The 24,583-nt window shown below is 69.3% G+C and carries 23 protein-coding genes and 6 tRNA genes; 14 read left to right on the top strand and 15 right to left on the bottom strand.

All coding sequences use genetic code 11. The annotated features are described in order from the left end of the window. Positions 1-141 precede the first annotated feature (141 nt). The 3 genes from WG923_RS00875 to WG923_RS00865 are packed head-to-tail and all read right to left on the bottom strand — an operon-like array spanning position 142 to position 2,895. On the bottom strand, positions 142-1,752 hold the full coding sequence (locus WG923_RS00875; protein ID WP_340349021.1) for an MFS transporter: 1,611 nt from the start codon (positions 1,750-1,752) through the stop codon (positions 142-144). 13 nt (positions 1,753-1,765) lie between these two features. After that, positions 1,766-2,407, bottom strand: a complete 642-nt coding sequence (locus tag WG923_RS00870; RefSeq protein ID WP_340349020.1) for a retropepsin-like aspartic protease family protein — start codon at positions 2,405-2,407, stop codon at positions 1,766-1,768. A 2-nt stretch (positions 2,408-2,409) separates the two neighbouring features. Then, positions 2,410-2,895 carry a YajQ family cyclic di-GMP-binding protein gene (locus tag WG923_RS00865; protein ID WP_340349019.1) on the bottom strand — a complete coding sequence of 162 codons (486 nt, stop codon included), beginning with the start codon at positions 2,893-2,895 and terminating at the stop codon, positions 2,410-2,412. A 51-nt stretch (positions 2,896-2,946) separates the two neighbouring features. Between WG923_RS00865 and murB the strand changes: the two genes are divergently transcribed. After that, positions 2,947-3,987, top strand: coding sequence for a UDP-N-acetylmuramate dehydrogenase (murB, locus tag WG923_RS00860; protein ID WP_340349018.1), 1,041 nt, complete (start codon positions 2,947-2,949; stop codon positions 3,985-3,987). An 88-nt stretch (positions 3,988-4,075) separates the two neighbouring features. On the opposite strand, the gene WG923_RS00855 is transcribed toward murB, so the two are convergent. The 3 genes from WG923_RS00855 to WG923_RS00845 all read right to left on the bottom strand — a co-directional run bounded on the left by WG923_RS00855 (position 4,076) and on the right by WG923_RS00845 (position 6,222). Further along, positions 4,076-4,438 carry an SPW repeat protein gene (locus tag WG923_RS00855; protein WP_340349017.1) on the bottom strand — a complete coding sequence of 121 codons (363 nt, stop codon included), beginning with the start codon at positions 4,436-4,438 and terminating at the stop codon, positions 4,076-4,078. 258 nt (positions 4,439-4,696) lie between these two features. Next, positions 4,697-5,059 (bottom strand): SPW repeat domain-containing protein, encoded by a 363-nt coding sequence (locus tag WG923_RS00850; RefSeq protein ID WP_340349016.1) that lies wholly within the window; start codon positions 5,057-5,059, stop codon positions 4,697-4,699. Between the two features lie 80 nt (positions 5,060-5,139). Beyond that, positions 5,140-6,222 carry an alpha/beta hydrolase gene (locus WG923_RS00845; RefSeq protein WP_340349015.1) on the bottom strand — a complete coding sequence of 361 codons (1,083 nt, stop codon included), beginning with the start codon at positions 6,220-6,222 and terminating at the stop codon, positions 5,140-5,142. A gap of 292 nt (positions 6,223-6,514) precedes the next feature. Here WG923_RS00845 and WG923_RS00840 point away from each other — a divergent pair, with 292 nt between their 5' ends. After that, positions 6,515-8,302, top strand: coding sequence for a 4Fe-4S binding protein (locus WG923_RS00840; protein WP_340349014.1), 1,788 nt, complete (start codon positions 6,515-6,517; stop codon positions 8,300-8,302). Between the two features lie 54 nt (positions 8,303-8,356). On the opposite strand, the gene WG923_RS00835 is transcribed toward WG923_RS00840, so the two are convergent. The 9 genes from WG923_RS00835 to WG923_RS00795 form a co-directional block, all read right to left on the bottom strand. Continuing rightward, positions 8,357-8,980, bottom strand: a complete 624-nt coding sequence (locus WG923_RS00835) for a DUF6151 family protein (RefSeq protein WP_340349013.1) — start codon at positions 8,978-8,980, stop codon at positions 8,357-8,359. 15 nt (positions 8,981-8,995) lie between these two features. Beyond that, positions 8,996-9,577 (bottom strand): hypothetical protein, encoded by a 582-nt coding sequence (locus tag WG923_RS00830; protein WP_340349012.1) that lies wholly within the window; start codon positions 9,575-9,577, stop codon positions 8,996-8,998. A 163-nt stretch (positions 9,578-9,740) separates the two neighbouring features. After that, positions 9,741-10,538, bottom strand: coding sequence for a substrate-binding domain-containing protein (locus WG923_RS00825; RefSeq protein WP_340349011.1), 798 nt, complete (start codon positions 10,536-10,538; stop codon positions 9,741-9,743). A 31-nt stretch (positions 10,539-10,569) separates the two neighbouring features. Beyond that, a complete protein-coding gene (locus tag WG923_RS00820; protein WP_340349010.1) occupies positions 10,570-11,079 on the bottom strand; it encodes a hypothetical protein in 510 nt (169 codons plus the stop codon). Positions 11,080-11,152: 73 nt separating this feature from the next. Continuing rightward, the gene (locus WG923_RS00815) at positions 11,153-13,216 is read right to left on the bottom strand and encodes a multicopper oxidase family protein (protein ID WP_340349009.1); all 2,064 of its coding nucleotides are present in this window, start codon (positions 13,214-13,216) and stop codon (positions 11,153-11,155) included. 655 nt (positions 13,217-13,871) lie between these two features. Beyond that, complete coding sequence (argG, locus tag WG923_RS00810; protein WP_340349008.1) at positions 13,872-15,203, bottom strand: argininosuccinate synthase; 1,332 nt, start codon at positions 15,201-15,203, stop codon at positions 13,872-13,874. Positions 15,204-15,271: 68 nt separating this feature from the next. Continuing rightward, positions 15,272-15,589, bottom strand: a complete 318-nt coding sequence (gene ppnP, locus WG923_RS00805; RefSeq protein WP_340349007.1) for a pyrimidine/purine nucleoside phosphorylase — start codon at positions 15,587-15,589, stop codon at positions 15,272-15,274. A 119-nt stretch (positions 15,590-15,708) separates the two neighbouring features. Next, the gene (locus WG923_RS00800; protein WP_340349006.1) at positions 15,709-16,425 is read right to left on the bottom strand and encodes a glycine zipper 2TM domain-containing protein; all 717 of its coding nucleotides are present in this window, start codon (positions 16,423-16,425) and stop codon (positions 15,709-15,711) included. A 97-nt stretch (positions 16,426-16,522) separates the two neighbouring features. After that, positions 16,523-16,879, bottom strand: a complete 357-nt coding sequence (locus WG923_RS00795; protein WP_340349005.1) for an arsenate reductase — start codon at positions 16,877-16,879, stop codon at positions 16,523-16,525. Positions 16,880-16,919: 40 nt separating this feature from the next. On the opposite strand from WG923_RS00795, the gene folC reads away from it, so the two are divergent. The 12 genes from folC (at position 16,920) to WG923_RS00735 (ending at position 24,447) form a co-directional block, all read left to right on the top strand. After that, positions 16,920-18,212, top strand: a complete 1,293-nt coding sequence (gene folC / locus WG923_RS00790; protein ID WP_340349004.1) for a bifunctional tetrahydrofolate synthase/dihydrofolate synthase — start codon at positions 16,920-16,922, stop codon at positions 18,210-18,212. A 14-nt stretch (positions 18,213-18,226) separates the two neighbouring features. Next, a complete protein-coding gene (locus tag WG923_RS00785; RefSeq protein WP_340349003.1) occupies positions 18,227-18,973 on the top strand; it encodes an SPOR domain-containing protein in 747 nt (248 codons plus the stop codon). Next, positions 18,973-19,461: a CvpA family protein gene (locus WG923_RS00780; RefSeq protein WP_340349002.1), complete on the top strand. Its 489-nt coding sequence runs from the start codon at positions 18,973-18,975 to the stop codon at positions 19,459-19,461. Before WG923_RS00785 ends, WG923_RS00780 begins: the two co-directional genes overlap by 1 nt. Before the next feature lie 16 nt (positions 19,462-19,477). After that, the gene (gene purF, locus WG923_RS00775; RefSeq protein ID WP_340349001.1) at positions 19,478-20,986 is read left to right on the top strand and encodes an amidophosphoribosyltransferase; all 1,509 of its coding nucleotides are present in this window, start codon (positions 19,478-19,480) and stop codon (positions 20,984-20,986) included. A gap of 4 nt (positions 20,987-20,990) precedes the next feature. Continuing rightward, complete coding sequence (locus tag WG923_RS00770; protein ID WP_340349000.1) at positions 20,991-22,202, top strand: O-succinylhomoserine sulfhydrylase; 1,212 nt, start codon at positions 20,991-20,993, stop codon at positions 22,200-22,202. Positions 22,203-22,326: 124 nt separating this feature from the next. Further along, on the top strand, positions 22,327-23,709 hold the full coding sequence (gltX, locus tag WG923_RS00765; RefSeq protein ID WP_340348999.1) for a glutamate--tRNA ligase: 1,383 nt from the start codon (positions 22,327-22,329) through the stop codon (positions 23,707-23,709). Between the two features lie 35 nt (positions 23,710-23,744). Further along, positions 23,745-23,820 (top strand) — tRNA-Ala (locus WG923_RS00760). 64 nt (positions 23,821-23,884) lie between these two features. Beyond that, positions 23,885-23,960 (top strand) — tRNA-Glu (locus tag WG923_RS00755). A 48-nt stretch (positions 23,961-24,008) separates the two neighbouring features. Continuing rightward, positions 24,009-24,085 (top strand) — tRNA-Asp (locus tag WG923_RS00750). Positions 24,086-24,145: 60 nt separating this feature from the next. Continuing rightward, positions 24,146-24,221, top strand: a tRNA-Ala gene (locus tag WG923_RS00745). A gap of 26 nt (positions 24,222-24,247) precedes the next feature. Then, positions 24,248-24,323, top strand: a tRNA-Glu gene (locus WG923_RS00740). Positions 24,324-24,370: 47 nt separating this feature from the next. Then, positions 24,371-24,447, top strand: a tRNA-Asp gene (locus tag WG923_RS00735). Positions 24,448-24,583 lie beyond the last annotated feature (136 nt).

The following is a 24,583-nucleotide window of genomic DNA, read 5'->3' as shown; positions in this document are numbered from 1 at the left end:
AATCAAACACGTAACGTGTTGTATCAATACGTACATAAGCACCGGCTGATGAGCGGGCCTGACGGCGGTGCGTATGACGCCCGGCGTGAATTCCGCACGTCCAAGGCCGCCCGTCGTGCCCCGCGGCCGTGTAGCGCTTTGTTATTCCTGCTCGATCACGTAGCGCGACACGCGCGGCGGTTCCTCGCCGACGTGGAAGGCCAGGCGCTTGTCGCGCAGCGCGACGTCGGCGGCGCTGATGCGGTCGAAGCGGCGCAGGTGCTCCGTCCACGAGGGATCGGTGATCTGCTCCACGTAGCGGCCCGGCTCGTTGACGTCGTGCAGCAGCTGCCATTCGAGCGCGCCCTGGCGCAGGCGGCTGCGGCGGCTTTCCTGCATGAGGGCGAGGAATTGCTCGGACCGCGCGGGGTCGATGCGGTACTCCACCCGCACCAGGATGCGGCCGGTGCGCAGCGGCCCCTGCATCTCTGGCACGCGCAGCACCCGCGAAGGCGTGAGTTCCTCCTCGGTGCCGCGGTCGATCTTCAGGCGCTGCGCCGCGAACATCGTCGCGATGCTGGTGGCGCACGCGATCGCGAGCGCGACCCGGATCGAGCTGGAGGTCGCCACCTGGCCCCACAAGGCGGCACCGGCCGCCGTCGAACCCATCAGCGCCATCTGATAGACCGACATGCCGCGCGCCCGCACCCAGTCCGGCAGCGACATCTGCGCCGCCACCGTGAGCGAATTGGCGACCGTGATCCAGGCGGCGCCCGCCAGCACCATCGCCGGCACCGCCACGTAGATGTTCGGCGCGAAGCCCACCGCGACGCCGCCGAGCGCCTGCACCACGGTGCCCACCAGCACCCGGCGCTGCAGGGGCAGCCAGCGGCGGATCTGCGGCATCAGCAGGGCCGCGATGATGGCGCCCACGCCCATCGAGGCCAGCAGCACGGTGAAGGTGCCGGCGCGCCCGCCCGGCAGGCCGCGCGCCACCAGCGGCAGCAGCGCCATCAGCGCGGTGGAATGCAGGAAGAACAGTGCGATGCGCAGCATCACCGCCCGCATCCGGCTGGAGTGCCACACGAACTGCATGCCCACGCGCATCGCGCTCACCAGCGGCTCGCGGCCCAGCGGGCTTTCCTGGTGCACGCGGCGCCAGCGCATGATGGTCAGTCCCGCCGCGATCGACAGGACCGCGTTGAGCACGAACACGTAGGCGCCGCCCACGCTCGCCAGCAGCGCGCCGGCGATCAGCGGGCCGATGATGCGCGAGGCGTTCATCGCCACGCCATTGAGGGCCAGCGCCTGCGCGAGCTGCGGCCGCGTGACGATCTCCGGCACGATGGCGGCGAACACGGGCCAGCGCATCGCCAGCCCGATGCCGTTGGCGAAGGTCAGCGCCAGCAGCAGCGGTGCCGTGAGCGCGTCCAGCAGGATGACGGCGCACAGCAGCGTGGCGATCGCCGCGACCCAGAACTGCGTCACCATGAAGTAGCGCCGCCGGTCCAGCGTGTCGGCCAGCGCGCCGCTCGGCAGCCCGAGCAGGAACACGGGCAGGGTGGCCGCGCTCTGCACCAGCGCCACCCACAGCGGGGAGGGGCCGATCGAGGTCATCAGCCAGGCCGAGGCGACGTCGTTCATCCACATCGTGGTGTTGGCCGCCAGCCAGGTGAACCACAGCATGCGGAACACCGGGGTCTTCAGCGGCCCCAGTGCACTCTCGGGCGGGCGCGACTGGGTGGTCGTGCCGGAGAACGTGGAATCGGGCAAAGGGAGCCGCGGCCTAGTACCTGCGCTCCAGCACCAGCTGGTCGTTCAGGCGCGTCATCTGGAAGCGCGAGAGGAAGCTGTTGCCCAGGAGGATGGGCCCGGCGCTCACGGGCAGCACCGCGGCATCGACGTCGAACACCTCGACCTCCCCGACCCGCACGGAATTGAGCTTGACCAGGTAGGCCGTGACGGTGCCGTTGGCGGTGCCGCCGCGCGCGAGCTGCCCCTTCCTGTAGTCGACGCCGAGGCGTTCCGCGTCCGCCACCCCCATCGAGACGGAGGTCGCGCCGGTGTCCACCATGAACTGCACGGCGCGCCCGTTGATCGCGCCGGAGGCGAGGAAGTGGCCGCCGGAGCCCGCCGTCAGCACGATCTTGCTGCCACGGGTGGGGCCGGCGCCGCCGCCCACGCTGGCCGGCGCGTCGCCCACGCGCAAGGTGTGGCGCTGGCCGTTGATCTCCACCACCGCCTGGTCGCCGAGCGTGGACACGACCTTCACGCCCTTGTGCGATTCGCCGGGGGCCACGCTCTTCGGGGCGCTGCCGTCGACGATCAGCAGCGCCTTGTTCCCCAGCATGCCTTGCAGCGTGACGGATTGGGCCCAGCCGGCGCCCGCGAGGAGGGCCAGGCACAGCGCGGCGAGGGTGTTCTTCACGGTCAGTCGCGGAAGTTGTTGAAGCTCAGGGGCAGGTCGGCCATGTCCTTGCGCACCAGCGCGATGGCATCCTGCAGCACGTCGCGGTCCTTGCCGGTGACGCGCACGGCGTCGCCCTGGATCGAGGCCTGGACCTTCAGCTTGCTGTCCTTGATGAGCTTCTGGATCTTCTTGGCCTGGTCCGACTCGATGCCGCTGCGCACCTTGACCAACTGTTTCACCTTGTCGCCGCCGGCCTTCTGCACGTCGCCCTTGTCCAGGAAGCGCACGTCCACGCTGCGCTTGGCCAGCTTGGACAGCAGGACGTCCATGATCTGCTGCAGCTGGAAGTCGGCGTCGCCCGTGAGCGTGATCTCCTTGTCCTTGATCTCGATGGCGGCGGACGTGCCCTTGAAGTCGAAACGCGTCCCGATTTCCTTGGCGGTGTTGTCCACGGCGTTCCTGACTTCCACCATGTTCGGTTCGCACACGGTATCGAATGACGGCATCTTGAGATTCCTCCTGCACCGGCCTGTGTCGGCTTTGGGCACAATTCTCCCATGATCGTCGAGTCGAACGCAGCGCTGCAGCCGTACAACACCTTCGGGATCGTCGCGAAGGCACGCACGCTCGTGCGCGTGCGCGGCGCCGCGGACGTCCACGCCGTCCTGGCTCATCCGGAGTACGGGGACCAGCCCAAGTTCGTCCTGGGCGGCGGCAGCAACATCGTGCTCACCGGCGATGTCAAGGCGGTGGTGCTCAAGGTGGAGGTGGCCGGCCGCCGGGTGCTGGAAGACGGCCCCAAGGGCACGGTGATCGAGTTCGGCGCCGGCGAGAACTGGCACGAGGCCGTGACCTGGAGCATCGAACAGGGCTTCGGCGGGCTGGAGAACCTGGCGCTCATCCCCGGCACCGTGGGCGCCTCGCCGGTGCAGAACATCGGCGCCTACGGCCTGGAACTGCAGGACCGCTTCGAGTCGCTGGACGCGATCGACCTCATGACCGGGCGCGAATTCACGCTCGACGCCACCCAGTGCGCCTTCGGCTACCGCGATTCGGTCTTCAAGCATTCGCCGGCCCGCGACAGCGACATCGGCCTGGCCGGCCGCGCGCTGATCCTGCGGGTGCGCTTTCGCCTGCCCAAGCCCTGGAAGCCGGTGCTGGGCTACGTGGACCTGCAGCGCAAGATGACGGAATCCGGCATCCAGCAGCCGGACGCGCGCCAGATCTACGACTGGGTCTGCGCGATCCGCGGCGCGAAGCTGCCCGACCCGCGCGTGATCGGCAACGCGGGCAGCTTCTTCAAGAACCCCACCGTGACGCCGGAGCAGTGCCAGGACATCATCGCCCGCGATCCCGGCATCGTGCACTACCCGATGCCCGATGGAAGCGTGAAGCTCGCGGCCGGCTGGCTGATCGACGCGTGCGGCTGGAAGGGCAAGTCGGTGGGCCAGGCCGGCGTGTACGAGAAGCAGGCGCTGGTGCTGGTCAACCGCGGTGGCGCCACCGGCGGCGAGGTGGTCACGCTGGCCCGGGCGATCCAGACCAGCGTCTACGAGCGCTTCGGCATCCGGCTGGAGCCGGAGCCGGTGGTCGTGTAGGCTGGGGCGAGCCGCCGGAGGCGAGCTGCGCGTTCCGAGCGCTGCAATGCAGCGCGTAGTCGGAGGGGAGCCTCCGTCAGCCCAGCGCTCAGCCTACCAGGCGGTGCAGCCAGCCGCCGTACTCGTCGTCCGTTCCCAGCACCCACAGCGCCAGCACCGTGACCGCGAGGCCGGTGAACAGCGCGTTCTGCAGCGGGGGCTGCATGGCGGCGAATCCGAGCAGCCAGGGCGACGCGATCAGCCACACGCCCAGCGCGACCTCGATCCACTCCTCCCAGGCCTTGGGCACGAGGATGGCCCCCACGGCAGTGCCGACCAGGAGCACGCCGACCACGAGGAAGTTCGCCATCACGAGGGTGCTGTCCGCGAAACCGACAGCCCACGGGGACAGGATCAGCCAGGCACCCAGCAATGCGTTCACCGGGTCCTGCCAGTGCTTCATTTGCTTCATACCTTGTCTCCTTTTGCCGCGCTCAGGCGGCATCCATTTGGACCAGGCAGGGCTCGGGACGGTTCCACACGTGGGGGGACGAGCCGCTTCGCGGCGCAGCGCGTGTCCGAGCCATGCCGGCGGCCCTTTCACGAAGGCCCGCCGCGAAGCTTCCAGCGTGCCGTTGCAGCATGCGCGCACGCGAATCGCATGGGCATGATCCGCGTCAAGGACCCGCAGGGCCCGCGCGCAGCCGGGCCGGTGCCGCCCGGCGGGCTCTCAGCCGACGATCCGTTCCCAGGAGGCGGCGAATTCGTCGTCGGAGACCAGCACCCAGAGTGCCAGGGCCGTGACCAGCCCGCCCGTGACCAGCGCGTTGCGCAGCGCCGGGGCCACCCCGTCGAAGCCGAGCAGGGCGGGCGTCATCATCAGGAGGGCGCCGAGGCCGGCGTCCAGCCATTCCTCCCAGGCCTGCGGCACCTGCATGGCCTCGAGGCTGGAGGCGATCAGGAGGGCGCCGATGGCCATCGTGCTGACCGTGGCCACCACCACGTTCTGGAACCCGAGCACCCAGGGAGAGACGACCAGCCAGGCACCCAGCGCGGCGTTCGCCGCGTCCTGCCAGTGCTTCACTCGCTTCATGGCGCACTCCTTTCGCCGCACGCGGGCGGCACGAATCGATGTTAGACCCGGCACCCCGGGCTTGTCACTACGATGGCACTTCACTGCGCAGGCGCGAGCCGCTCGTCCAGGAACTGCTGCACGGACTGGAACAGCTGCATCCGGTTCTTCTCCATGATGACGGTGTGCGTGCCTTCGCCGATCTCCACGTAGCGCTTGTAGGGCGCGTTGCTGAGCTTGGCGAAGTAGGCGTGCAGCATGTAGCTCGGAAGATCGGCGTCCCACTCGGCGTGCGCCAGGAAGGTCGGCACGCGGATCTGCCCCGGGTCGTACAGCGCCTTGCCGGCGCCCCAGTATTCGCGTCCGTCCAGCACCACTCCGTTGGGCGCGCGCAGCATCGGCGGGTCCTGGCGGGATGCCGCGGGATCGCTCGCGATGGTCGCATTCGCCCAGGCCTCGAACCAGCCGGGCGGGATGAGGTCGGCCTGCTTGTCCGCCGGCACGCCGGTCAGCCAGCGCTGCTTCGCCGAAGCCATGGAGACGCTGCGGTAGGCGCCGAGCTTCGCGCCCGTGTCGGTGAGCGAGGCCGTATTGCGGATCCACTGCGGCGCGTAGAGCACCAGCTTGTGGACCTTGTCGTTGTTCTGCGCCGTGTACCACCCCATGATGCTGGTGCCCCAGGACCACCCGAGGAGGTTGATCTTCGCCGCGTTGCGCCGCTGGCGGATGAAATCGACCGCCGCGCCCACGTCCTTCACCGCGCTGGCGGTGCGCGCGAAGGGCTCGTTGCGGTCGGCCGGCTGGTCCATCTCCGGGGGCCGGGTGGACTTGCCGTAGCCGCGCACGTCGACCAGGTACACGTCGTAGCCGTGGCGCGCGATGTAATCCATCCACGACATGCCATTGAGCTGCAGGTCGAAGGCGGTCTCGGCCGGATACGTCGCGCCGTGCACGAACAGCAGGATCCTGTCGCCGCTGTAGCTGCTGCGGCCGGCCTCGTGCTTGTTGCGCACGTACAGCTGGATGCCGGGATCCCCCGCCGGCACCATGAACTCCTCCATGACGAGCTGCGGTGCGGCCGCCGCCTGCATGCCGGCGCACCCGCTGGCGAGTGCGGCCGCCACGACCAGGAGCAGCGCGCAGAAGGCGCGCGCGATGGATGACGCGAATCCGTGATGGGGCATGGGTCTCCTCCTCGTACAGCGCACCCTACAGGGGTTCGACCGGCGCGCCAACGCGGAAATCCAGTGCCTGCCTGCCCGCACCGGGGCGCATTTGACGGCGGTCAACCGGTTGTCGCCGCGCCTTCCCGATTCGGAGCGCGCCCGCGCCGCCCATTTTTCGACTTTGGGAAGACCAGCGCCCGTTTGCGCCCTGCAGCGTGCAAATGTGCGCAGGACGACGCGCTGCCGCCGCGGGCCCGGAACTTGCCTCGCAACCCGCGTAGAACAAGGCGCGGCGCGACCGCGAACCCCGATGCTGATGCGAATCTTCCTGGCCTGCGTGCTGAGCCTGTCGGCCGCATGGTGGAGTCCGGTGCAGGCGCACGGCGGCAAGGAACACGGCGTTCCGACGCTCGCCGCCCCCGCCGCCGCCACGGCGCCCGATGCCGGCCCGCCCGCCGCCACGGCCGCCGAAAGCTCCGCTCCCGCCGATAGCGCCGAAGCCCCGCCCACACCTGGCCCCGCAGCACCGTCGGCAGCCGCGGCGGAAGCCCCCGCCGAGAACGTCATGGTCCACGAAGGCCTGCCCAGGGAATGGGTGCAGGGGGCCACGGGCGTGATGGGCCTGATCGGCCTGTGGGCGCTGTTCGCGGGCGCCGCCGGCGACGCGCCGGCCCGCAGCCTGAACCTGGCGCAGCTGCCGGGCCTCGGGGGCGTCGTGCGCTTCCTCAATCGCAGCCCGTATCCGCTGCTGGCCGCGCGGCTGGCGTCGGTGAGCGTGTTCCTGTTCGTCATCGCGGCCGGCTTCTTCGGCACCGTGCATCCCGAGCACAACATCGCCACCGCCTTCGTCTGGAACATCTGGTGGCCGCTCGTGATCGTGGCGGTGTTCTTCATCGGCTCGGCGTGGTGCGCCATCTGCCCGTGGGACACGCTGGCGAGCTGGATCGTGCGGCGCAGCTGGTGGAAGCGCGTGGCCCCGCACCCCGGCCTGAACCTGAAGGTGCCCCGCTACCTGCAGAACGTGTGGATCGCGCTGCTGATGTTCATGGGCCTGAGCTGGCTGGAGCTCGGCGCCGGCGTGACGGGCCGCCCGATGCTGACGGCAGCGCTCGGGGTGGTGATGCTGGTGCTGTCCATCGTGTTCCTGCTGGTGTTCGAGCGCAAGGCGTTCTGCCGCTACGCCTGCCCCGTGGGCCGCACCGTGGGCTTCTATTCGCGCCTGTCGCCGATCGAGGTGCGGCCGCTGCAGCAGTCCACCTGCGACAGCTGCAAGACGCTGGAGTGCTTCCACGGCTCCAGGCAGATCGAACCCTGCCCGAGCAAGCTGGTGGTCGGCCGCTTCAGCGAGAACTCCTTCTGCCTGTCCTGCGGCAACTGCGTCCTGAGCTGCCCCTCGCAGAACGTCTCCTGGCGCGTGCGCACCATGGATACCGAAGCGAAGAAGGCCGGCACGCCCGGCTGGGACAGCGCGTGGTTCATGCTGGCACTGCTGGGCATCACGAGCTTCCACGGCATCACCATGATCCCGCAGTGGGGCGAGTGGCTCGCGGACATGGCGCGCTTCACCGGCGAGACCGGCTCGCTCTTCTTCAGCTTCGCGACCGGCATGCTGGCCTCCTCGGCGCTGCCGGTGGCGGTGTATGCCGCGGCGATCTGGCTGGTGCAGGTGGGCGGCGGGCAGGGCGCCGCCTCGTACAAGAAGCTGTTCGGCGGTTTCGCGTTCACGGCGCTGCCGCTCGCCTTCGCCTACCACCTCGCGCACAACATGGACCACCTGCTGGGCGAGGGCGGCGACGTGCTGCGCGTGCTCGCCAACCCCTTCGGCTGGGGCCTCGCGCCGCTCACCGGCGCCGAGCGCCACGCCATCATGATGCAGCAGGTCGTGCCCGAGACGGTGATGTTCGCGCTGCAGACGGGATTCATCGTCCTGGGCTTCTGGCTCGCGGTGCAGATCGCGCGCTACCAGGCCCGCAAGCTGATCGCCGCCGACCGCGTGGCCGACCGCGTGAAGAAGATGCTGCCGCTGATCGGCTTCTTCGCGGCCGTGACGGCGGCGAACCTGTGGCTGCTGGCGCAGGACATGGAGATGCGGTTCTGACCTCCGCGCAGGGCCGGCCGCGGCTCGCGCGCGCCCGTGGGCGAGCGGCCCGGCTCACGCCCCTGCCGCGGCGTCGACTTCGGCTTTCAGCCGGCGGTGTTCTTCCAGCGACAGCACCTGCGGCTGCACCTTCGGTTCGCCCGTGGCGCTGTCGAAGAAGGGGTTCGCCCTGTACTTGCCGCTCACTCGCGACCAGGCCAGGCCCGCCATGTAACGGGCCATCGCGGCGAAGAAGGTGAGCGGGCGCGAGGCTTCCGGCTTGCCGCGCGCGCCCTGGCGGTTCACGCGCATGCGCACCGGCCCGAAGGCCGCGGCGAGGTCGCTGCCTTCGCCCTCGAGCGCCGTGTGCACCAGGCCGACGTGCGAGATCTTCCAGTCGCGCGCCGTGTTGCCGATCGGCGTGCGGCAGCAGCGGGTGAACCAGCGCAGCGTGCCCTTCGGCGTGAGCGACATGCAGGCGAGCTGCTCGAAGCCCTGCACGAAGCGCACGTCGCGCGGGCGCACGGCGACGATGTCGGTGCCGCCGTGGGCGTCCAGCATGCCCGGCGGATGGCCCAGGAAGTGCGCGAAGGCCTGGCAGTCGCGGCAATAGCACACGGCGCGCGTGCCCCGGCCGGGATGGTCCACCAGGGCCTGGAACTTCCCGCACCGGCATCGGAGGGGGTGGGAGCCGGACATGGCGGCATTGTGCCGTCAGTGCCCGATGTTTTCGCCGGGCGCTCCCGCGGCGGCCTTGGCCTCCCGCCCGGGCTTGGGGGCCGCCGGGGCGACGCAGCCCGCCGCCTGCCCCAGGCCCTTCAGGTAAGCCCGCCGCACGGTGCCGGCGGCGATCGAGGCGGCAACCTCCTTCGCGTAGCGCTCCGCGCCGGTGAGCTTGCGCACCCAGCCGCGGAAGGGGATCACGCCCTCGGTGGTGCTGCGCACCGCGCTGATCATGGCGTCGCCCGCCGCATCCGCCCCGCGCTCGGCGAGGGTGGCGGCCTCCGTGTCGCGCGCGGTGTCGAGGTCGGCGCCGAGCGCGGCATCCAGCGCTGCGATCTCGGCGCCCAGGGCGCTGCAGGAGCCGTCCGCGGGCGTGCCGTAGGGCGCCTGCTGGGCCGCGGCGAGGATGGGCGGGATCGGGTCGCGCACGAGGTTGAGGTCGGCCAGCGGCGCCACGACGGCGTCGCCCAGCTTCTTGTCCGCGCCGCTGCGCGGCGTGGCGGCCTGCTCCGTCCGCGGCGTGGCGCAGCCCGCCAGGAGCAGCGCGGCGAACAGCACGGAAAGCAGCTTCATGGCAGTCCCGGAACTGGCCCGATGGTGGAACGCTTCGCACCCCCCGCGTTTGACAAGCGACAAGTTTCGGCGGTGCCGCCCGGGCGAAGGGTTCAGCAGGACCGCCAGCAGCAGGATGGCCGCGGCGACGGCGAGCGGGACGAGGCGCTTCTTCACCGCGGGCCTAGGGCCCGCGTTGGCCCAGCGGTTGCATGCCGCCGCGCCGGATGGCCCCGGCGGCCTGCCCGGACGCCAGGAACGCGATCAGCTTCTGCGCCGCCGGCACCTGCGTCGACCCGGCCACCACGGCGGCGGCGAAGTTCTGGTGCAGCTGGACTTCCTCCGCGATGACGCCGGCGAGTTCGACGCCCGGCGCATGCACGATCTCGCTGACCGGCATGACCGCGAGATCCGCCTCGCCGGCGGCCACCATGGCCGTGGCGCCGGCGCCGCGCGGGGTGGCCTTCACGGTCACGCGCTCGGCGATGCCCAGGCGCGGCAGCACGTCCTTCATCAGGAAGATGCCGCTCGTGCTGCTCGGCACGGCCACGGTCTTCGCCTGCAGCAGCACCTGGCGGAAGGCTTCGACCGTGCGCACGTCGGGCTTGGGTGCGCCGGCGCGCACGGCCACGCCCAGCGGCGTTTGCGCGAGGTCGATGTCGGTGCCGGCTGCGATGCGCCCGGCGGCGATCAGTTCGGTGAGGCCTTCCCTGGACAGGATCACCACGTCGGCCGGCACCCCGCGGGCGAGCTGCGCGGCGATCGTCTGCGGGCCCGTGCCCTGCGAGGAACCGGAGGCCGTCGTCACGCTGATGCCGGTGGCCCGCTCGAACTCGGGCAGCAACTGCTCGTAGGGGCCCGAGAAGCCGCCGGAGATCATCACCTTCAGCTGCGCGGACGCAGCCAGAGGCGCCATGAGGACCACGGCGACGCAGGCGGCCGCGGCGTGCGCTGCCCGCCAGCGGCGGAACATCGGGAGCATGGGGGCCTCCTTGGGACTGCAGCCCGCGATTTCATTCCTGCCAGCGCTGCGTGGCAAGGATTTTCTCGAAGCGCGCCGCGGCCTGCGTTGCGTCGCCGACACCTTCGACGGTGAAGTAGGCGATCGTGCGCGAGGAGCCGAACAGGTACTGCAGGAAGTAGGCGTCCTGTCCCTGGCGCGAACGCTTCGAGACGGAGGAAAACTCCACGCGCGCATCCTGCAGCGGCAACTCGGTGACCTTGCGGATCACCTGCGCGTTGCTGCCGGCGGCGAACCCCGGCATCTCGTCGCGGGCGAAGTTGCGGATCACGATCCAGTGCTGGGCGACGACATCGGCCGGCGCGCCCGGGTGCAGCACGCGGTAGTTCAGGAGCACCGTTTCGCCGTCGGGCCCGTGGCCCTCGGCCCGCTGGGCGGAGGCCCGGAAGTTCCATGTCTTGGGGAACTGCACCGTGAGGGTGCCGGCGCGCAGCGGGTTGTCCTGCGCGGCGGCGAGCGTGGGCAGCAGGGCGAGGACGAGCGAGGCGAGCAGGGTTCTCATGCGCCATCCTTTCGGTTGCGACGTGATGGTACGTCACGTCGCAACCGGGAGCTGCTGCCGCCTCGCAGTCGCGTCAGTTCACCACCAGCGGCCGCATCATGTCGTGTTCCTCATGTTCGAGGATGTGGCAATGCCAGACGTATTCGTTGCCGCCCGTGCGCGCGCTGGGCGGCACCACGAAGGGCAGGCCGCCGGGAAGATCGAACTTCATGATCACGCGCGTGACCTCGCCCGGATTCATGCGTACCGTTTCCTTCCAGCCCATCTCGTTCGCGTCGGGTGCGATGGGCGCCGATCTCAGCGCCGGTGGGCCCCCGGCGTAGTTGGTCTTGAACGCCTGCCGCGACAGGATCTGCACGTTGACCAGGTGGAAGTGGATCGGATGGGTGTCCGCGGTGAGGTTGAGGATCTCCCACACCTCGGTGGCGCCGCGGTTCACGACTTCGGTCGCAGGGTCGTCGTATGCGCGGGCGAACACGCCTGCCAGGGTAGGGGGCTGCACCGGCACGTCGGTGCCGAGGGTCTGCAACAGGCGCCCGTACGCATCGAAGCCTTCGTTGAGCGTGAGGCGCCGCACCGGCACGCCGGGCGGCACCGCGGTCGGCACGCCGGGCACCTGCTGGACGAGGAACGGGCCGTCCAGCGGGTTCTGCATGGCCGTGGCCGGCAGGCTGACCGGCGCATCGGCGCCGCCGGTCAGCGCCACGACCCGGATCTGCAGGAGGGTGCGGGTATTCGGGCTCGACCCGGGGATGGAGTTCGGCGTCTTGGGGTTGGCGGGGTGGTAGTCGTTCAGCGCACTGCCCGTGGGGAAGGGGGCCGCCGCGTCGCTGTACAGGATCAGCAGGGAGCCCACGGGGACGTTGCGGAAGTCGACGATGAGATCGGCGCGTTCCGCGGGCGCCAGCAGCAGCATCGGTTGCTTGGGTCCGTTGAGCATCACCGGCGCCGGCAGGAAGCCGCACTCGTTGCCGATCTGGAGGAAGGCCGGGCCGGCCGCGTTCAGTTGCGGTTCGGTGGAAGCCGGCGGCGTCAGGCCCTTCGCAAACACCAGGCGCGGGTTCAGGAAGCGCGAATTGCAGGCATTGAGCAGGCGCAGCCGATACTGGCGCGGCTCCACTTCCAGGTACGGCGAAACGGTGCCGTTCACGAGGATGGTGTCGCCGAAGAACTCCGGCATCGCCGACGGGTCGGGCGGGGGCAGCGGGACCCACTTCTTGGCGCGCGCGTTCATCGCGACGTGCTCGTACCACAGGTCGCCGGGCCGGGAGCCGGGTGCGACCGTGGACCAGGTGGGATCCACGACCGAAGTGTTCGGCCCCACGAAGGTCTTGTCCTGGAAGATCAGGTATTTGGTGCGCGGATCGAGCGGGCCGGGCACGCCGTAGCCCACCGACATGGTCAGGTTCTCGTAGTCGTCGGTGACGACATAGGCGCTCGCGAGGCCGGCATAGGCATTCAGCCGCGTGGTGCCGATCGCGTGATCGTGGTACCACATCAGGCGGGCTCCCTGCCCGTTCGGATAGAAGTATTCGGCCTGCCCCGGTGCCAGTGACGGGTTCAGCGCCTTGTAGAGGATGGTCCCCGTCGCGTCGACGACGCTCTGGCCGTACTGGCCCGCGGGGTTGAACCAGCTGTGCGGACCGCCATCGCTGATCCAGGGCACGAAGCCGCCGTGCAGGTGGATCGTCGCGTTGTTCGCGGGCTGGCCGGCGGCCGGAGCGCCCATGATCGTCGCATCGACCGGCAGGATGTGTTGTGCGGGCAGGCTGTTGGTGGCGGTGATCCGGACCGGCGTGCCGCGCTGCGCGACGATCACGCCACCGAGATGCCTGGCCGCGCCCGTTGCGACGTTGCTTGGTCGGTAGCCCCACAGGCGCGTCGCATTCGGCAACTGCGGATGGAGCTGGTCCTGGAACTGCTCCAGCGCAATGGAGTAGTGGACGGCGCTTCCACTCACCCCGTCGCTCGCGGCCACCGGGATGCCATTCGGGCCGCCGACGTCACGCAGCGGCTGGATGAATTTCGCGAGGTTCGGGCTGGGCGCATAGGCCCAGGCTGACTTCCAGTGAGCTCCGAACATGACGCCGGCACCCAGCGCGGTACCGGCCTGCAGGAATCGACGTCTGTCAGGCATTTGTTGCACCTCCTCGAAGGAAGTCACAGCATGGAAATGCCTACGTACATTTCCTTGTCGTGTATCAAGATTCCTTAAGAAGATCGCTGATGGAAGCCAGTGTGCTCGACGGTGGTGTCGTCGGCGCGATGCCGCGTTGTCTGTGGTCGCTCGCGGGACGCCTTCGCGACACGTGGTGCAAGGAATGCCGCGCGCAAGAAGAGATCCTTCACCGATTTGCGGGGAGACGAAAAGGCGGCCGATGGCTGCCACGGCCCGCCGGCGCGGGTGCGAGCGCACCGTCCCTCAGTGAGCTCGCATCGAGCGACGGCGACGGCGCCAACCGAAGCCACACCGTTGCGGTTGACACGCTGCAGGACCAGTCCGTGTCTGTGTCCGGCTCAGCGACATCAAGGAGGAGGCGCGGGCGCGGTGCCCGCACGAGCAACGGTTCTCATCCGCGCCGGGGGACAGTCGCTGAGACGGACACAGACACGGGCTGGTCCGGCCCGAGGGGCGCGACGTCCACCGAACACGGCCCCAAGCGGTGCGGGTCGCAGATCGACCATCTCCACAACCTCAACTTGCAGTGATTGGTCTCCCCGCAAATCGCGGAAGAACCAAAAAGAAAAGCGGCCCGCGGGCCGCCTCCGGATCCCCGGGATCCTCGTGTCGCTCAGTCCTTGCCCAGGAAGGGCAGCGGCGCGTCGCCGCCGGAGATGAGCAGCCCCGAGCGCGCATAGATCCCCAGCTTCTCGCGCGTGTCCGTGATGTCCAGGTTGCGCATCGTGAGCTGCCCGATGCGGTCCTTCGGCGAGAAGGGCGCGTTCTCCACCTTCTCCATCGACAGGCGCTCCGGCGCGTAGGTGAGGTTGGGCGACTCGGTGTTCAGCACGGAGTAGTCGTTGCCCCGGCGCAGCTCGATGCTCACCTCGCCCGTCACCGCGCGCGCCACCCAGCGCTGCGCCGTCTCGCGCAGCATGATGGCCTGCGGGTCGAACCAGCGGCCCTGGTACAGCAGCCGGCCCAGGCGGCGGCCGTTGTCGCGGTACTGCTCGATCGTGTCCTCGTTGTGGATGCCGGTCACCAGGCGCTCGTAGGCGATGAACAGCAGCGCCATGCCGGGGGCCTCGTAGATGCCGCGGCTCTTGGCCTCGATGATGCGGTTCTCGATCTGGTCGCTCATGCCCAGGCCATGACGGCCGCCGATGCGGTTGGCTTCCAGGAACAGTTCGACCGGATCCTTGAACTCCTTGCCGTTCAGGGCGACGGGCTGGCCTTCCTCGAAGCGCACGCGCACCTCTTCGGCCCTGACCTGCACTTCGTCCTTCCAGAACGCCACGCCCATGATCGGATTGACGATCTTGATGCCGGAGTTCAGTTGCTCGAGGTCCTTCGCCTCGTGCGTCGCGCCCAGCATGTTGGAGTCGGTCGAATAGGCCTTCTCCGCCGACATCTTGTAGCCGAAGCCGGCCGCCGTCATGAACGCGGACATCTCCGCGCGGCCGCCGAGTTCGTCGATGAAGGCCTGGTCCAGCCAGGGCTTGTAGATGCGCAGCGACGGGTTGGTGAGCAGCCCGTAGCGGTAGAAGCGCTCGATGTCGTTGCCCTTGAAGGTGCTGCCGTCGCCCCAGATGTGGACGTCGTCCTCCTTCATCGCGGCCACCAGCATGGTGCCGGTGACGGCGCGGCCCAGCGGCGTGGTGTTGAAGTACGTCGCGCCGGCGGTGGTGATGTGGAAGGCGCCGCACTGCAGGGCGGCGATGCCTTCGTGGGCGAGCTGCTTGCGGCAGTCGACCAGGCGCGCCTTCTCGGCGCCGTATTCCATCGCCTTGCGCGGGATGGCGTCGTAGTCCGGCTCGTCCGGCTGGCCGAGGTTGGCGGTGTAGGCGTAGGGGACCGCGCCCTTCTGGCGCATCCAGTGCAGCGCGGCGCTGGTGTCGAGGCCGCCGGAGAAGGCGATGCCGACCTTCTGGCCGACGGGCAGGCTTTCGAGGATGGTGCTCATTGCTGTGTCCAGTGAATCTCCGCGCCAAGGCGCTCCGATGCGACCGTCTTCGGGCGGCCGTGCGGCGGTCAGCCGAAGTGGCAGATGTAGTGGTAGGGCTCGCTGGCGCGGATCTCGAAGCTGGAGTTGCCGGGCACCGAGAACTTCTCGCCGGCCGAGGACTTCTTCCACTCGCTGGCGCCGGCGAGCTTGTACTCGCAGGAGCCGGCCACGCATTCCATGATCTCGGGCGCGCCCGTCTTGAAGGTCAGGCTGGCCGGCAGGATCACGCCCACCGACTTCTTCGTGCCGTCGGCCAGCGTGATGCTGTGGCTGACGCACTTGCCGTCGAAGTACACGTTGGCCTGGGTCGCGACGGCGACGCCGTCGAATTTCTCGGTGGTCATGGTGGGGGAAGGAAAAGCTGCGGGGGAAACCGTTGATTTTAGGCGAGTGCCCCGGTTCGGCCCGGCCAAAGAAAAAACCCCGCGCTGCGGGGTTCTCTCGAAGGGCGTCGGACTGCGCTTCAGCGCCAGTGGCGATGGCCGCCGCCGTGGCCGCCGCGGAACACGAAGCCCAGCGACACGCCGATCGGCGGGTAGTAGTAGGGCCGGTACACCGGGTACGGATAGGCCGGGTACACGGGATAGGGCTGCACGACGACCGGGGCGGCCACCATCACGGGGGCCGTGGAGATCACGGTGCCGGGAGCGGTGGCAATGCCCTGCACCGGCGGGGCGCTGACGGCGCCGTTCATGCCCGGCGCGGGCATACCGCCCTGTGCCATGGGCGTGACCTGCAGGCGGATGCTGGGGCCCGGATCGTAGGGCATGCGGGTGGAGTACTGCTGGCCCGCGTACTCGTAGGTGACGTCGTAGCCGACGGTCCGGTTCTCGTACGTCGTCTCGGTGGTGCAGGTGGGCACCGCCACCTGCTGCGCACGCATGTTGTTGGCTTCGATGCTGTTGCCCGCGATGGCACCACCGACCAGGCCGATCAGCCCTGCGGCGATGGCCCCGTTGCCGCCGCCGATCTGGCTGCCGATGGCCGCGCCCGTGACGGCGCCGGCCAGGCCCCCCATGCCGGAGGTCTGCGGCTGGGCCTGCACCATGCCCTGCACGCAGTTCTGCCGCGGCACGGCGACCTGCTGGATCACGGGCTGGGAGGAGAGGACGCGGCCTTCCTGCGCGGCGGCGCCGAACGCGACGAGCCCGAGGGCCGCGAAAAGGACGGTTTGTTTCATGGCAAGAACTCGTTTTCAACTGCTGGTGCTGAAAGTCTAGACAGCCGGCCCAGCCGTTTCCAGGCTTTACAGTAAAGCGACGGTAAAAATACCCGGCTCAGGCACCTGTTCTCGCCTGCCACGCACCAGCGTCGAAGCCCACGGTGACGCTGCCGTCCGGCCATTCGACCACCGGTCGCCTGATCACGCTCGGCTGCGCCAGCATGAGCTCGCGCGCGCCCCGTTCGTTGCCGTAGCGCAACTGCGCGTCGGCATCGAGCTTGCGCCAGGTGGTGCCCTGCCGGTTCAGCAGCTTCTCCCAGCCCGCCGCGCGCAGCCAGGCATCGAGCCGGTCGGGCGGCACGCCGTCCTTCTTGAAGTCGTGGAACGCGTAGCCGACGCCCTGGCCGGCGAGCCAGGCGCGCGCCTTCTTCACCGTGTCGCAGTTGGGAATGCCGTAGAGGGTCGCGGGCATGGCGGCATCATAGGGGTGCCCGGCCAACGACAATCGCGGCATGAAAGACCTCAGCGACTGGCTGGCCCACTGCGAGCGCCTGCACCCGAAGAACATCGCGCTCGGCCTCGACCGCGTCGAACAGGTGGCCGCGCGCCTGGGCCTGCGCTTCGAATGCCCCGTCGTCACGGTGGCCGGCACCAACGGCAAGGGCTCCACCTGCGCGATGCTGGAGGCGATCGCGCTGCAGGCGGGCTGGCGCCCGGGCGTGTACACCTCGCCGCACCTGGTGCACTTCGAGGAGCGCTGCCGCATCGGCGGCGAGATCGTGCAGGCCCAGGCGCTGCTGCCGCACTTCGAGCGCGTCGAAGCCGCCCGCGCGGCGGACGACGTGGCGCTCACGTACTTCGAGTTCACCACGCTGGCGATCCTGAGCCTGATGGCGGCCAGCGGCCTCGACGTGGCGATCCTGGAAGTGGGCCTGGGCGGCCGGCTCGACGCGGTGAACGTCGTCGACACCGACTGCGCGATCATCACCAGCATCGACCTGGACCACATGGAGTACCTCGGGCCCGACCGCGAGAGCATCGGCCGCGAGAAGGCCGGCATCCTGCGCGCCGGCAAGCCGGCGATCGTGAGCGATCCGATCCCGCCGCACAGCGTGGTGCAGTACGCCAACGCGCTCGGGGCCGACCTGTGGCTGCTGGGGCGCGATTTCAACTTCTCCGGCGACAAGCAGCAGTGGGCCTGGGCCGGACGCGGGCGGCGCTACCCGGGGCTGGCCTATCCGGCGCTGCGGGGCGCCAACCAGCTGCTCAATGCCTCGGGCGTGCTGGCGGCGCTGGAGGCGCTGCGGCCGCGGCTGCCGGTGACGGCGCAGGCGATCCGCAACGGCCTGGCGATGGTGGAACTGCCCGGGCGCTTCCAGATCGTCCCCGGGCAGCCGGCGCTGGTGCTGGACGTGGCGCACAACCCGCACTCGGTGGCGGCCCTGGCGGCGAACCTCGATGCGATGGGCTTCTATCCCACGACGCACGGCGTGTTCGGCGCGATGGCCGACAAGGATCTCGCGCCCATGCTGGCGAAGATGGGCCCGCTGGTGGACCGCTGGTACTTCACCGACCTGCCCACGCCGCGCGCGGCGGGGGCGCAGGCGCTGCTCGAAAAGTGGCGCGCCCTGCCGGGCCGGCGCGACGTGCCGGCCAGCACCCACACGAGCCCCGAGGACGCCCTGCGCGCCGCGGTGGCCGCGGCCGACCCCGCTGATAGAATCCTCGTGTTCGGATCGTTCTACACGGTGGGCGGCGTCCTCACGCACGGTGTGCCCCGCCTGTCCGCCAAGCATCTCGGCTGAATCCCCCCCTCCCGATGGCCTTGTTCAAGTTGCGCAAGAAGGTCGACGCTCCGAAAGCCGCGTCGTCCCCCGCCGAAAGCATCGAAGTGATGCGGCGGCGCGCCCGCCACCGCCTGATCGGTGCCGTGGTCCTCGTCCTCGCCGGCGTCGTCGGCTTCCCGCTGCTGTTCGACACACAGCCGCGCCCGGTGGCCGTGGACATCCCGATCGAGATTCCCGACCGCAACAAGGCCAAGCCGCTGCCGCCCCTGCCGCAGGCACCGGCGCCCGCGGTCAGCGGCAAGGTCGCCAGCGCGCCGGCACCCGCCCCCGTGATCACCGAGAGCCGGCAGGAAGCCGGCCTGCCGGCGACTGAGGGCAAGCCCGCGCCGGCCGCCGCCGCGAAGGCCGAGCCGCCGAAGGTGGCCAAGGCGGAGAGCGTTCCCGAGAAGAAGCCGGAACCTCGCGCCGAAACCCGGACCGAAACCAAACCGGAGGCCGCCAAGGCCCAGGCCCTGCTGGAAGGCAAGTCGGTCGACACGGCCGCGGGCGGCCTGCGCTACGTGGTGCAGGTCGGCGCTTTCGCCGAAAAGGAAAAGGCGAAGCTGGCGCAGCAGAAGCTCGATCGCGCCGGGCTGAAGAACTACACCAACATCGCCGAGACGAAGAACGGCCCGCGCATCCGGGTGCGCGCGGGCCCCTTCGCCTCCCGCGCCGAGGCCGACCGCGCGGCGGAGAAGATCAAGGGCCTGGCGCTGCCGGCCGCGATCCTGTCGCTGTAGTGGCGGTCCTGGACTGGGTGGTGCTGGCCGTGCTGGCCGCGTCGGTGCTGCTGGGCATCTGGCGCGGGCTGGTGTTCGAGGTCCTGTCGGTGCTGAACTGGGTGGCCGCCTTCGTGCTGGCGCAGTGGCTCGCCCCCCGGGCCGCGGAGCTGATGCCGCTCGGCCACGCGGGCGAGTCCATCCGCTACGCTGCGGGTTTCGCGGTGGTGTTCATCGCCGCGCTGTTTGCCGGCGGCCTGCTGGCCTGGCTCACGAAGAAGCTGGTGGCCGCCTCCGGCCTCGCGCCCGTCGACCGGGCGCTGGGCGCGGTGTTCGGCCTGGTGCGCGGGGCGCTGGCCGTGCTGGCGGTGGCGGTGGTGGTCCACCTCGCCGGCCTGAAGACGAGCGGGTGGTGGACGGAATCGGTGACGGCCGGCGTCGCGACGGCGGCCTTGCGTGGATTGAAGCCGGTGGTGCCCGAGCGGTTCGGCACCTTGCTGCCGGCATGAAGGAAAGCGAAACACTATGTGCGGAATCGTCGGGGTCGTCAGCCAGGGCCCGGTCAACCAGCTGATCTACGACGCCCTGTTGCTGCTGCAGCACCGCGGCCAGGATGCCGCGGGCATCGTCACGCAGCAGGGTCGCAAGGTCTACATGCACAAGGCCAAGGGCATGGTGCGCGACGTGTTCCGCACCCGCAACATGCGCGCGCTGCCCGGCAACGTGGGCCTCGGACAGGTGCGCTATCCCACGGCGGGCAACGCGTACAGCGAGGAAGAGGCGCAGCCCTTCTACGTCAACGCGCCCTTCGGCATCACGCTGGCGCACAACGGCAACCTCACCAACGCGCAGGCGCTCAAGGCGGAACTGTTCTCCGCCGACCACCGCCACATCAACACCGAGAGCGACACCGAGGTGCTGGTGAACGTGTTCGCGCATGAACTCGAACGCACCACGCGCGGCGTGCAGCTGTCGCCGCACGACGTGTTCGCGGCGGTGGCCAACGTGCACCGGCGCATCCGCGGCTCCTACGCGGTGGTGGCACTGGTCGCCGGCCACGGCCTGGTCGCCTTCCGCGACCCGTTCGGCATCCGCCCGCTGTGCATCGGCCGCGGCGCCGACGGCACCGTGATGGTCGCCAGCGAATCGGTGGCGCTCGAGGGCACCAGCCACCGCTTCGAGCGCAACGTCGCGCCCGGCGAGTGCGTGTTCGTCGACCTGCAGGGCAAGGTGCATGCCGCGCAGTGCGCCGAGAACCCGAAGCTGTCGCCCTGCATCTTCGAATACGTGTACCTGGCGCGGCCCGACTCGGTGCTCGATGGCATCTCGGTCTACCAGGCGCGGCTGAACCTCGGCGAGACGCTCGCCAAGCGCGTGATCTCCACCGTGCCGCCCAACGAGATCGACGTCGTGATCCCCATCCCCGAGTCGAGCCGGCCCAGCGCCATGCAGCTCGCGCAGCTGCTGGGCATCCCGTACCGCGAAGGCTTCGTGAAGAACCGCTACGTGGGCCGCACCTTCATCATGCCGGGCCAGGCGGTGCGCAAGCGCTCGGTGCGCCAGAAGCTCAACGCGATCGGCAGCGAGTTCAAGGGCCGCAACGTGCTGCTGGTGGACGACTCCATCGTGCGCGGCACCACCAGCCGCGAGATCGTGCAGATGGCGCGCGATGCCGGCGCGCGCAAGGTCTACATGGCGAGCGCCGCGCCGCCGGTGCGTTTCCCCAACGTCTACGGCATCGACATGCCCACGCCCTCGGAGCTGGTCGCGCACGGCCGCACGGTGGAGGAAGTGCGCGAGCTGATTGGCTGCGATGCGCTGATCTACCAGGACGTCGACGGCATGAAGAACGCCATCGGCAAGCTCAACCCGAAGATCGACGGCTTCGACGCGTCCTGCTTCGACGGCGTGTACGTCACCGGCGACATCAATCCCGAGGACATCGCCCGCATCAACGAGGCGCGCGTCGGCCAGGAAGACCCGCTGGACGTGACGACCTCGCGCCTGTCCATCCCCAATCCCCAGGAAGCCTGAAGCCATGAACGGCAAGAAGCTGCCCCCCGGCCTGCGCCGCGAGACCCTGGCGGTACGCGCGGCGCTGCCGCCGAGCCAGTGGGGCGAGAACTCCGAGGCGCTGTACCTCACCAGCGGCTTCGTGCAGCCGGACGCCGAGACCTCGGCGCACCGCTTCGCCAACCCGCAGGAGGGCTACACCTACGCCCGCACCTCCAATCCCACGGTGACCAGCTTCGAGCTGCGGCTGGCGGCGATGGAAGGCACGGAGGCGGCGATCGCCACTTCCACCGGCATGGCCGCCATCCTGCTGCTGTGCATGGGCGTGCTCAAGGCGGGCGACCACGTGATCTGCTCGCGCTCGGTGTTCGGCTCGACGATGAACCTGTTCGCCAAGGAGTTCGGCAAGTTCGGGGTGGAAAGCACCTTCGTCTCGCAGACCGACCTGGACGAGTGGCGCAAGGCGGTCAAGCCCAACACGAAGCTGCTGTTCGCGGAGACGCCCACCAATCCGCTGACCGACGTGTGCGACATCCGCGCGCTGTCGGAGCTGGCGCATGGCGCGGGCGCGCTGCTGGCGGTGGACAACTGCTTCTGTTCGCCGGCGCTGCAGCGGCCGATCGAGTTCGGCGCCGACTTCATCATCCACTCCGGCACCAAGTACCTGGACGGGCAGGGGCGCGTGATGGCCGGTGCCCTGTGCGGCTCGGCGAAGTGGATCAACGACGTCTTCGCGCCCATCGTGCGCACGGCCGGCATGACGCTCGCGCCCTTCAACGCCTGGGTGGTGCTCAAGGGCCTGGAGACGCTGGACATCCGCATGCGGCAGCAGTGCGCCAATGCGCTGCAGGTCGCGCAGTTCCTGCAGGCGCACCCGAACGTCACGCGCGTCTACTACCCGGGCCTCGAATCGCATCCGCAGCACGCGCTGGCGATGCGCCAGCAGTCCGGCCTCGGCGGCGCCGTGGTGTCCTTCGACGTCAAGGGCCGCGACCCCGCGGGCCTGCGCGCGAATGCCTTCAAGGTGATCGACAGCGCGCAGGTGATGAGCATCGCGACCAACCTCGGTGACACCAAGAGCATCATCAGCCATTCCGCCACGACCTCGCACGGCCGCCTGAGCGAGGAGCAGCGCCAGGCCGCCGGCATCGGCCAGGGCCTGATCCGCCTGGCCGTGGGCCTCGAACATCCGCTCGACATCCAGGACGACCTGCTTCGCGGCCTGGAGCAGTTGTAGGCTGGCGGTGAGCCGCGCAGCGCGCGAACCCCGGCGCTTCGCGCACCGCTGGGGTTCCGGCGCTTCGCGCGTCACCGCCAGCCTACGCAACGCGTGCCTCTCGCACGCATAGGACAATCCCGCCGTGAAAGTCAGAACCCGCTTCGCCCCTTCCCCCACCGGCTTCATCCACCTGGGGAACATCCGCTCGGCCCTCTACCCCTGGGCCTTCGCCCGCTCGCAGGGCGGCACCTTCATCCTGCGCATCGAGGACACCGACCTCGAGCGCTCCTCGCAGGCCGCCGTCGACGTGATCCTGGCGGGCATGCGCTGGCTCGGCCTCGATCCGGACGAGGGGCCCTACTACCAGATGCAGCGCATGGACCGCTACCGCGAGGTGCTGGCGCAGATGCGCGAGCAGGGGCTGGTCTATCCCTGCTACATGAGCGTGGCGGAACTCGACGCCTTGCGCGAGAGGCAGATGGCCGCCAAGGAAAAACCTCGCTACGACGGCACCTGGCGGCCGGAGCCGGGCAAGGCGCTGCCGCCGGTGCCCGAGGGCGTGCAGCCGGTGTGGCGCTTTCGCAATCCGATCGGCGGCGTGGTGGCCTGGGACGACAAGGTCAAGGGCCGCATCGAGATCCGCAACGACGAACTCGACGACCTGGTGATCGCGCGGCCCGACGGCACGCCCACGTACAACTTCTGCGTGGTGGTCGACGACATCGACATGGAGATCACGCACGTGATCCGCGGCGACGACCACGTGAACAACACGCCGCGCCAGATCAACATCTTCCGTGCGCTCGGCAGGCAGCCGCCCGTGTTCGCGCACCTGCCGACGGTGCTCAACGAGCAGGGCGAGAAGATGAGCAAGCGCAACGGCGCCAAGCCGGTGACGCAGTACCGCGACGAGGGCTTCCTGCCCGATGCGATGGTGAACTACCTCGCGCGCCTGGGCTGGTCGCACGGCGACGAGGAGATCTTCAGCCGCGAGCAGTTCCTGCAGTGGTTCGATCTCGACCACCTGGGCCGCAGCGCCGCGCAGTTCGACGAGGCCAAGCTGCGCTGGGTGAACGCCCAGCACATGAAGCTGATGGCCGACGAGGCGCTGGCCTTGCTGGTGAAGGACGTGCTCGCCTCTCGCGGAGTGGAGACGGATGCGCGCCTGGCCGCCATCTGCGGCCTGCTGAAGGACCGCTGCGACACGACCGTCGCGCTGGCCGACTGGGCCTCGCGCTTCTATGTCGAAGTGCAGCCGGATCCCGCGGAGCTGCAGAAGCACATCACGGATGGCGTGCGGCCCGCGCTGGGCATGCTGGCGAAGATGCTCGAGTCCTCGCCGTGGACGAAGGAAGACATCGCGCAGGCGCTGAAGGAAACGCTGCGCGCCACGGGCCTCAAGATGCCCCAGCTGGCGATGCCGGTGCGCGTGCTCGTGATGGGCACGGCGCAGACGCCGTCGGTGGATGCGGTGCTCGCCCTCAGCCAGCGCGAGCGCGTGGTCGAGCGACTCCGGGGCGCCTGAGTTTTCAGTGTAGAATTCAGGGCTCGACACCTGCCGGGGGTATAGCTCAGCTGGGAGAGCGCTTGCATGGCATGCAAGAGGTCAGCGGTTCGATCCCGCTTACCTCCACCAGAACGAGTGTCGAGACGGAAAAATTCTGCAGGTAGCACGTCCCCGGGCGTGCGTTCAAGGTTTCGACCCTATCGTCTAGAGGCCTAGGACATCACCCTTTCACGGTGAGTACCGGGGTTCGAATCCCCGTAGGGTCGCCAAGTTTGCCGGCACTTGTGTTCGAAAGAGCAGAAAGCCGGCACCGACGCGGAGTGGTAGTTCAGTTGGTTAGAATACCGGCCTGTCACGCCGGGGGTCGCGGGTTCGAGTCCCGTCCACTCCGCCAGATTCGGGAACACGGGCTTCGGCCCGTGTTTCTTTTAAGAGAGAGACAAACGGATACCCAGGGGGTATAGCTCAGCTGGGAGAGCGCTTGCATGGCATGCAAGAGGTCAGCGGTTCGATCCCGCTTACCTCCACCAGGTGTCCGTTCGTTGCGTCCAGGTTCGACCCTATCGTCTAGAGGCCTAGGACATCACCCTTTCACGGTGAGTACCGGGGTTCGAATCCCCGTAGGGTCGCCAAGTCTGGCTGGCACTTGTGCTCGAAGGAGCGAAGCCGGCACTGCCGTGGAGTGGTAGTTCAGTTGGTTAGAATACCGGCCTGTCACGCCGGGGGTCGCGGGTTCGAGTCCCGTCCACTCCGCCAAGTCATGGAAAGCCCCGCTGGAAACAGCGGGGCTTTCGTCTTTCCGGGCCCCCGCTGCGCACCTCCTCCATTTGAGTGAAGCGGGCATGCCGCATGCATGCGTTGAATTACTCAGGGCGTGTTCTTTTGCTTACAT

This window comes from Ramlibacter sp. AN1133, from assembly GCF_037890035.1.
In the GTDB taxonomy this organism is placed as follows: domain Bacteria; phylum Pseudomonadota; class Gammaproteobacteria; order Burkholderiales; family Burkholderiaceae_C; genus Ramlibacter.
This window is presented reverse-complemented; position numbering and strand designations above follow the sequence as displayed.

What these genes read in the sequence shown, in the direction of transcription:
- murB (WP_340349018.1), top strand. Translation starts at nt 2,947, where the DNA reads ATGATCGTCGAGTCGAACGCAGCGCTGCAGCCGTACAACACCTTCGGG.
- WG923_RS00840 (WP_340349014.1), top strand. Translation starts at nt 6,515, where the DNA reads ATGCTGATGCGAATCTTCCTGGCCTGCGTGCTGAGCCTGTCGGCCGCA.
- WG923_RS00865 (WP_340349019.1), bottom strand. Translation starts at nt 2,895, where the DNA reads ATGCCGTCATTCGATACCGTGTGCGAACCGAACATGGTGGAAGTCAGG.
- WG923_RS00785 (WP_340349003.1), top strand. Translation starts at nt 18,227, where the DNA reads ATGGCCTTGTTCAAGTTGCGCAAGAAGGTCGACGCTCCGAAAGCCGCG.
- WG923_RS00850 (WP_340349016.1), bottom strand. Translation starts at nt 5,059, where the DNA reads ATGAAGCGAGTGAAGCACTGGCAGGACGCGGCGAACGCCGCGCTGGGT.
- purF (WP_340349001.1), top strand. Translation starts at nt 19,478, where the DNA reads ATGTGCGGAATCGTCGGGGTCGTCAGCCAGGGCCCGGTCAACCAGCTG.
- WG923_RS00825 (WP_340349011.1), bottom strand. Translation starts at nt 10,538, where the DNA reads ATGCTCCCGATGTTCCGCCGCTGGCGGGCAGCGCACGCCGCGGCCGCC.
- WG923_RS00845 (WP_340349015.1), bottom strand. Translation starts at nt 6,222, where the DNA reads ATGCCCCATCACGGATTCGCGTCATCCATCGCGCGCGCCTTCTGCGCG.
- WG923_RS00855 (WP_340349017.1), bottom strand. Translation starts at nt 4,438, where the DNA reads ATGAAGCAAATGAAGCACTGGCAGGACCCGGTGAACGCATTGCTGGGT.
- WG923_RS00835 (WP_340349013.1), bottom strand. Translation starts at nt 8,980, where the DNA reads ATGTCCGGCTCCCACCCCCTCCGATGCCGGTGCGGGAAGTTCCAGGCC.
- argG (WP_340349008.1), bottom strand. Translation starts at nt 15,203, where the DNA reads ATGAGCACCATCCTCGAAAGCCTGCCCGTCGGCCAGAAGGTCGGCATC.
- WG923_RS00800 (WP_340349006.1), bottom strand. Translation starts at nt 16,425, where the DNA reads ATGAAACAAACCGTCCTTTTCGCGGCCCTCGGGCTCGTCGCGTTCGGC.
- folC (WP_340349004.1), top strand. Translation starts at nt 16,920, where the DNA reads ATGAAAGACCTCAGCGACTGGCTGGCCCACTGCGAGCGCCTGCACCCG.
- WG923_RS00820 (WP_340349010.1), bottom strand. Translation starts at nt 11,079, where the DNA reads ATGAGAACCCTGCTCGCCTCGCTCGTCCTCGCCCTGCTGCCCACGCTC.
- ppnP (WP_340349007.1), bottom strand. Translation starts at nt 15,589, where the DNA reads ATGACCACCGAGAAATTCGACGGCGTCGCCGTCGCGACCCAGGCCAAC.
- WG923_RS00815 (WP_340349009.1), bottom strand. Translation starts at nt 13,216, where the DNA reads ATGCCTGACAGACGTCGATTCCTGCAGGCCGGTACCGCGCTGGGTGCC.
- WG923_RS00795 (WP_340349005.1), bottom strand. Translation starts at nt 16,879, where the DNA reads ATGCCCGCGACCCTCTACGGCATTCCCAACTGCGACACGGTGAAGAAG.
- WG923_RS00770 (WP_340349000.1), top strand. Translation starts at nt 20,991, where the DNA reads ATGAACGGCAAGAAGCTGCCCCCCGGCCTGCGCCGCGAGACCCTGGCG.
- WG923_RS00830 (WP_340349012.1), bottom strand. Translation starts at nt 9,577, where the DNA reads ATGAAGCTGCTTTCCGTGCTGTTCGCCGCGCTGCTCCTGGCGGGCTGC.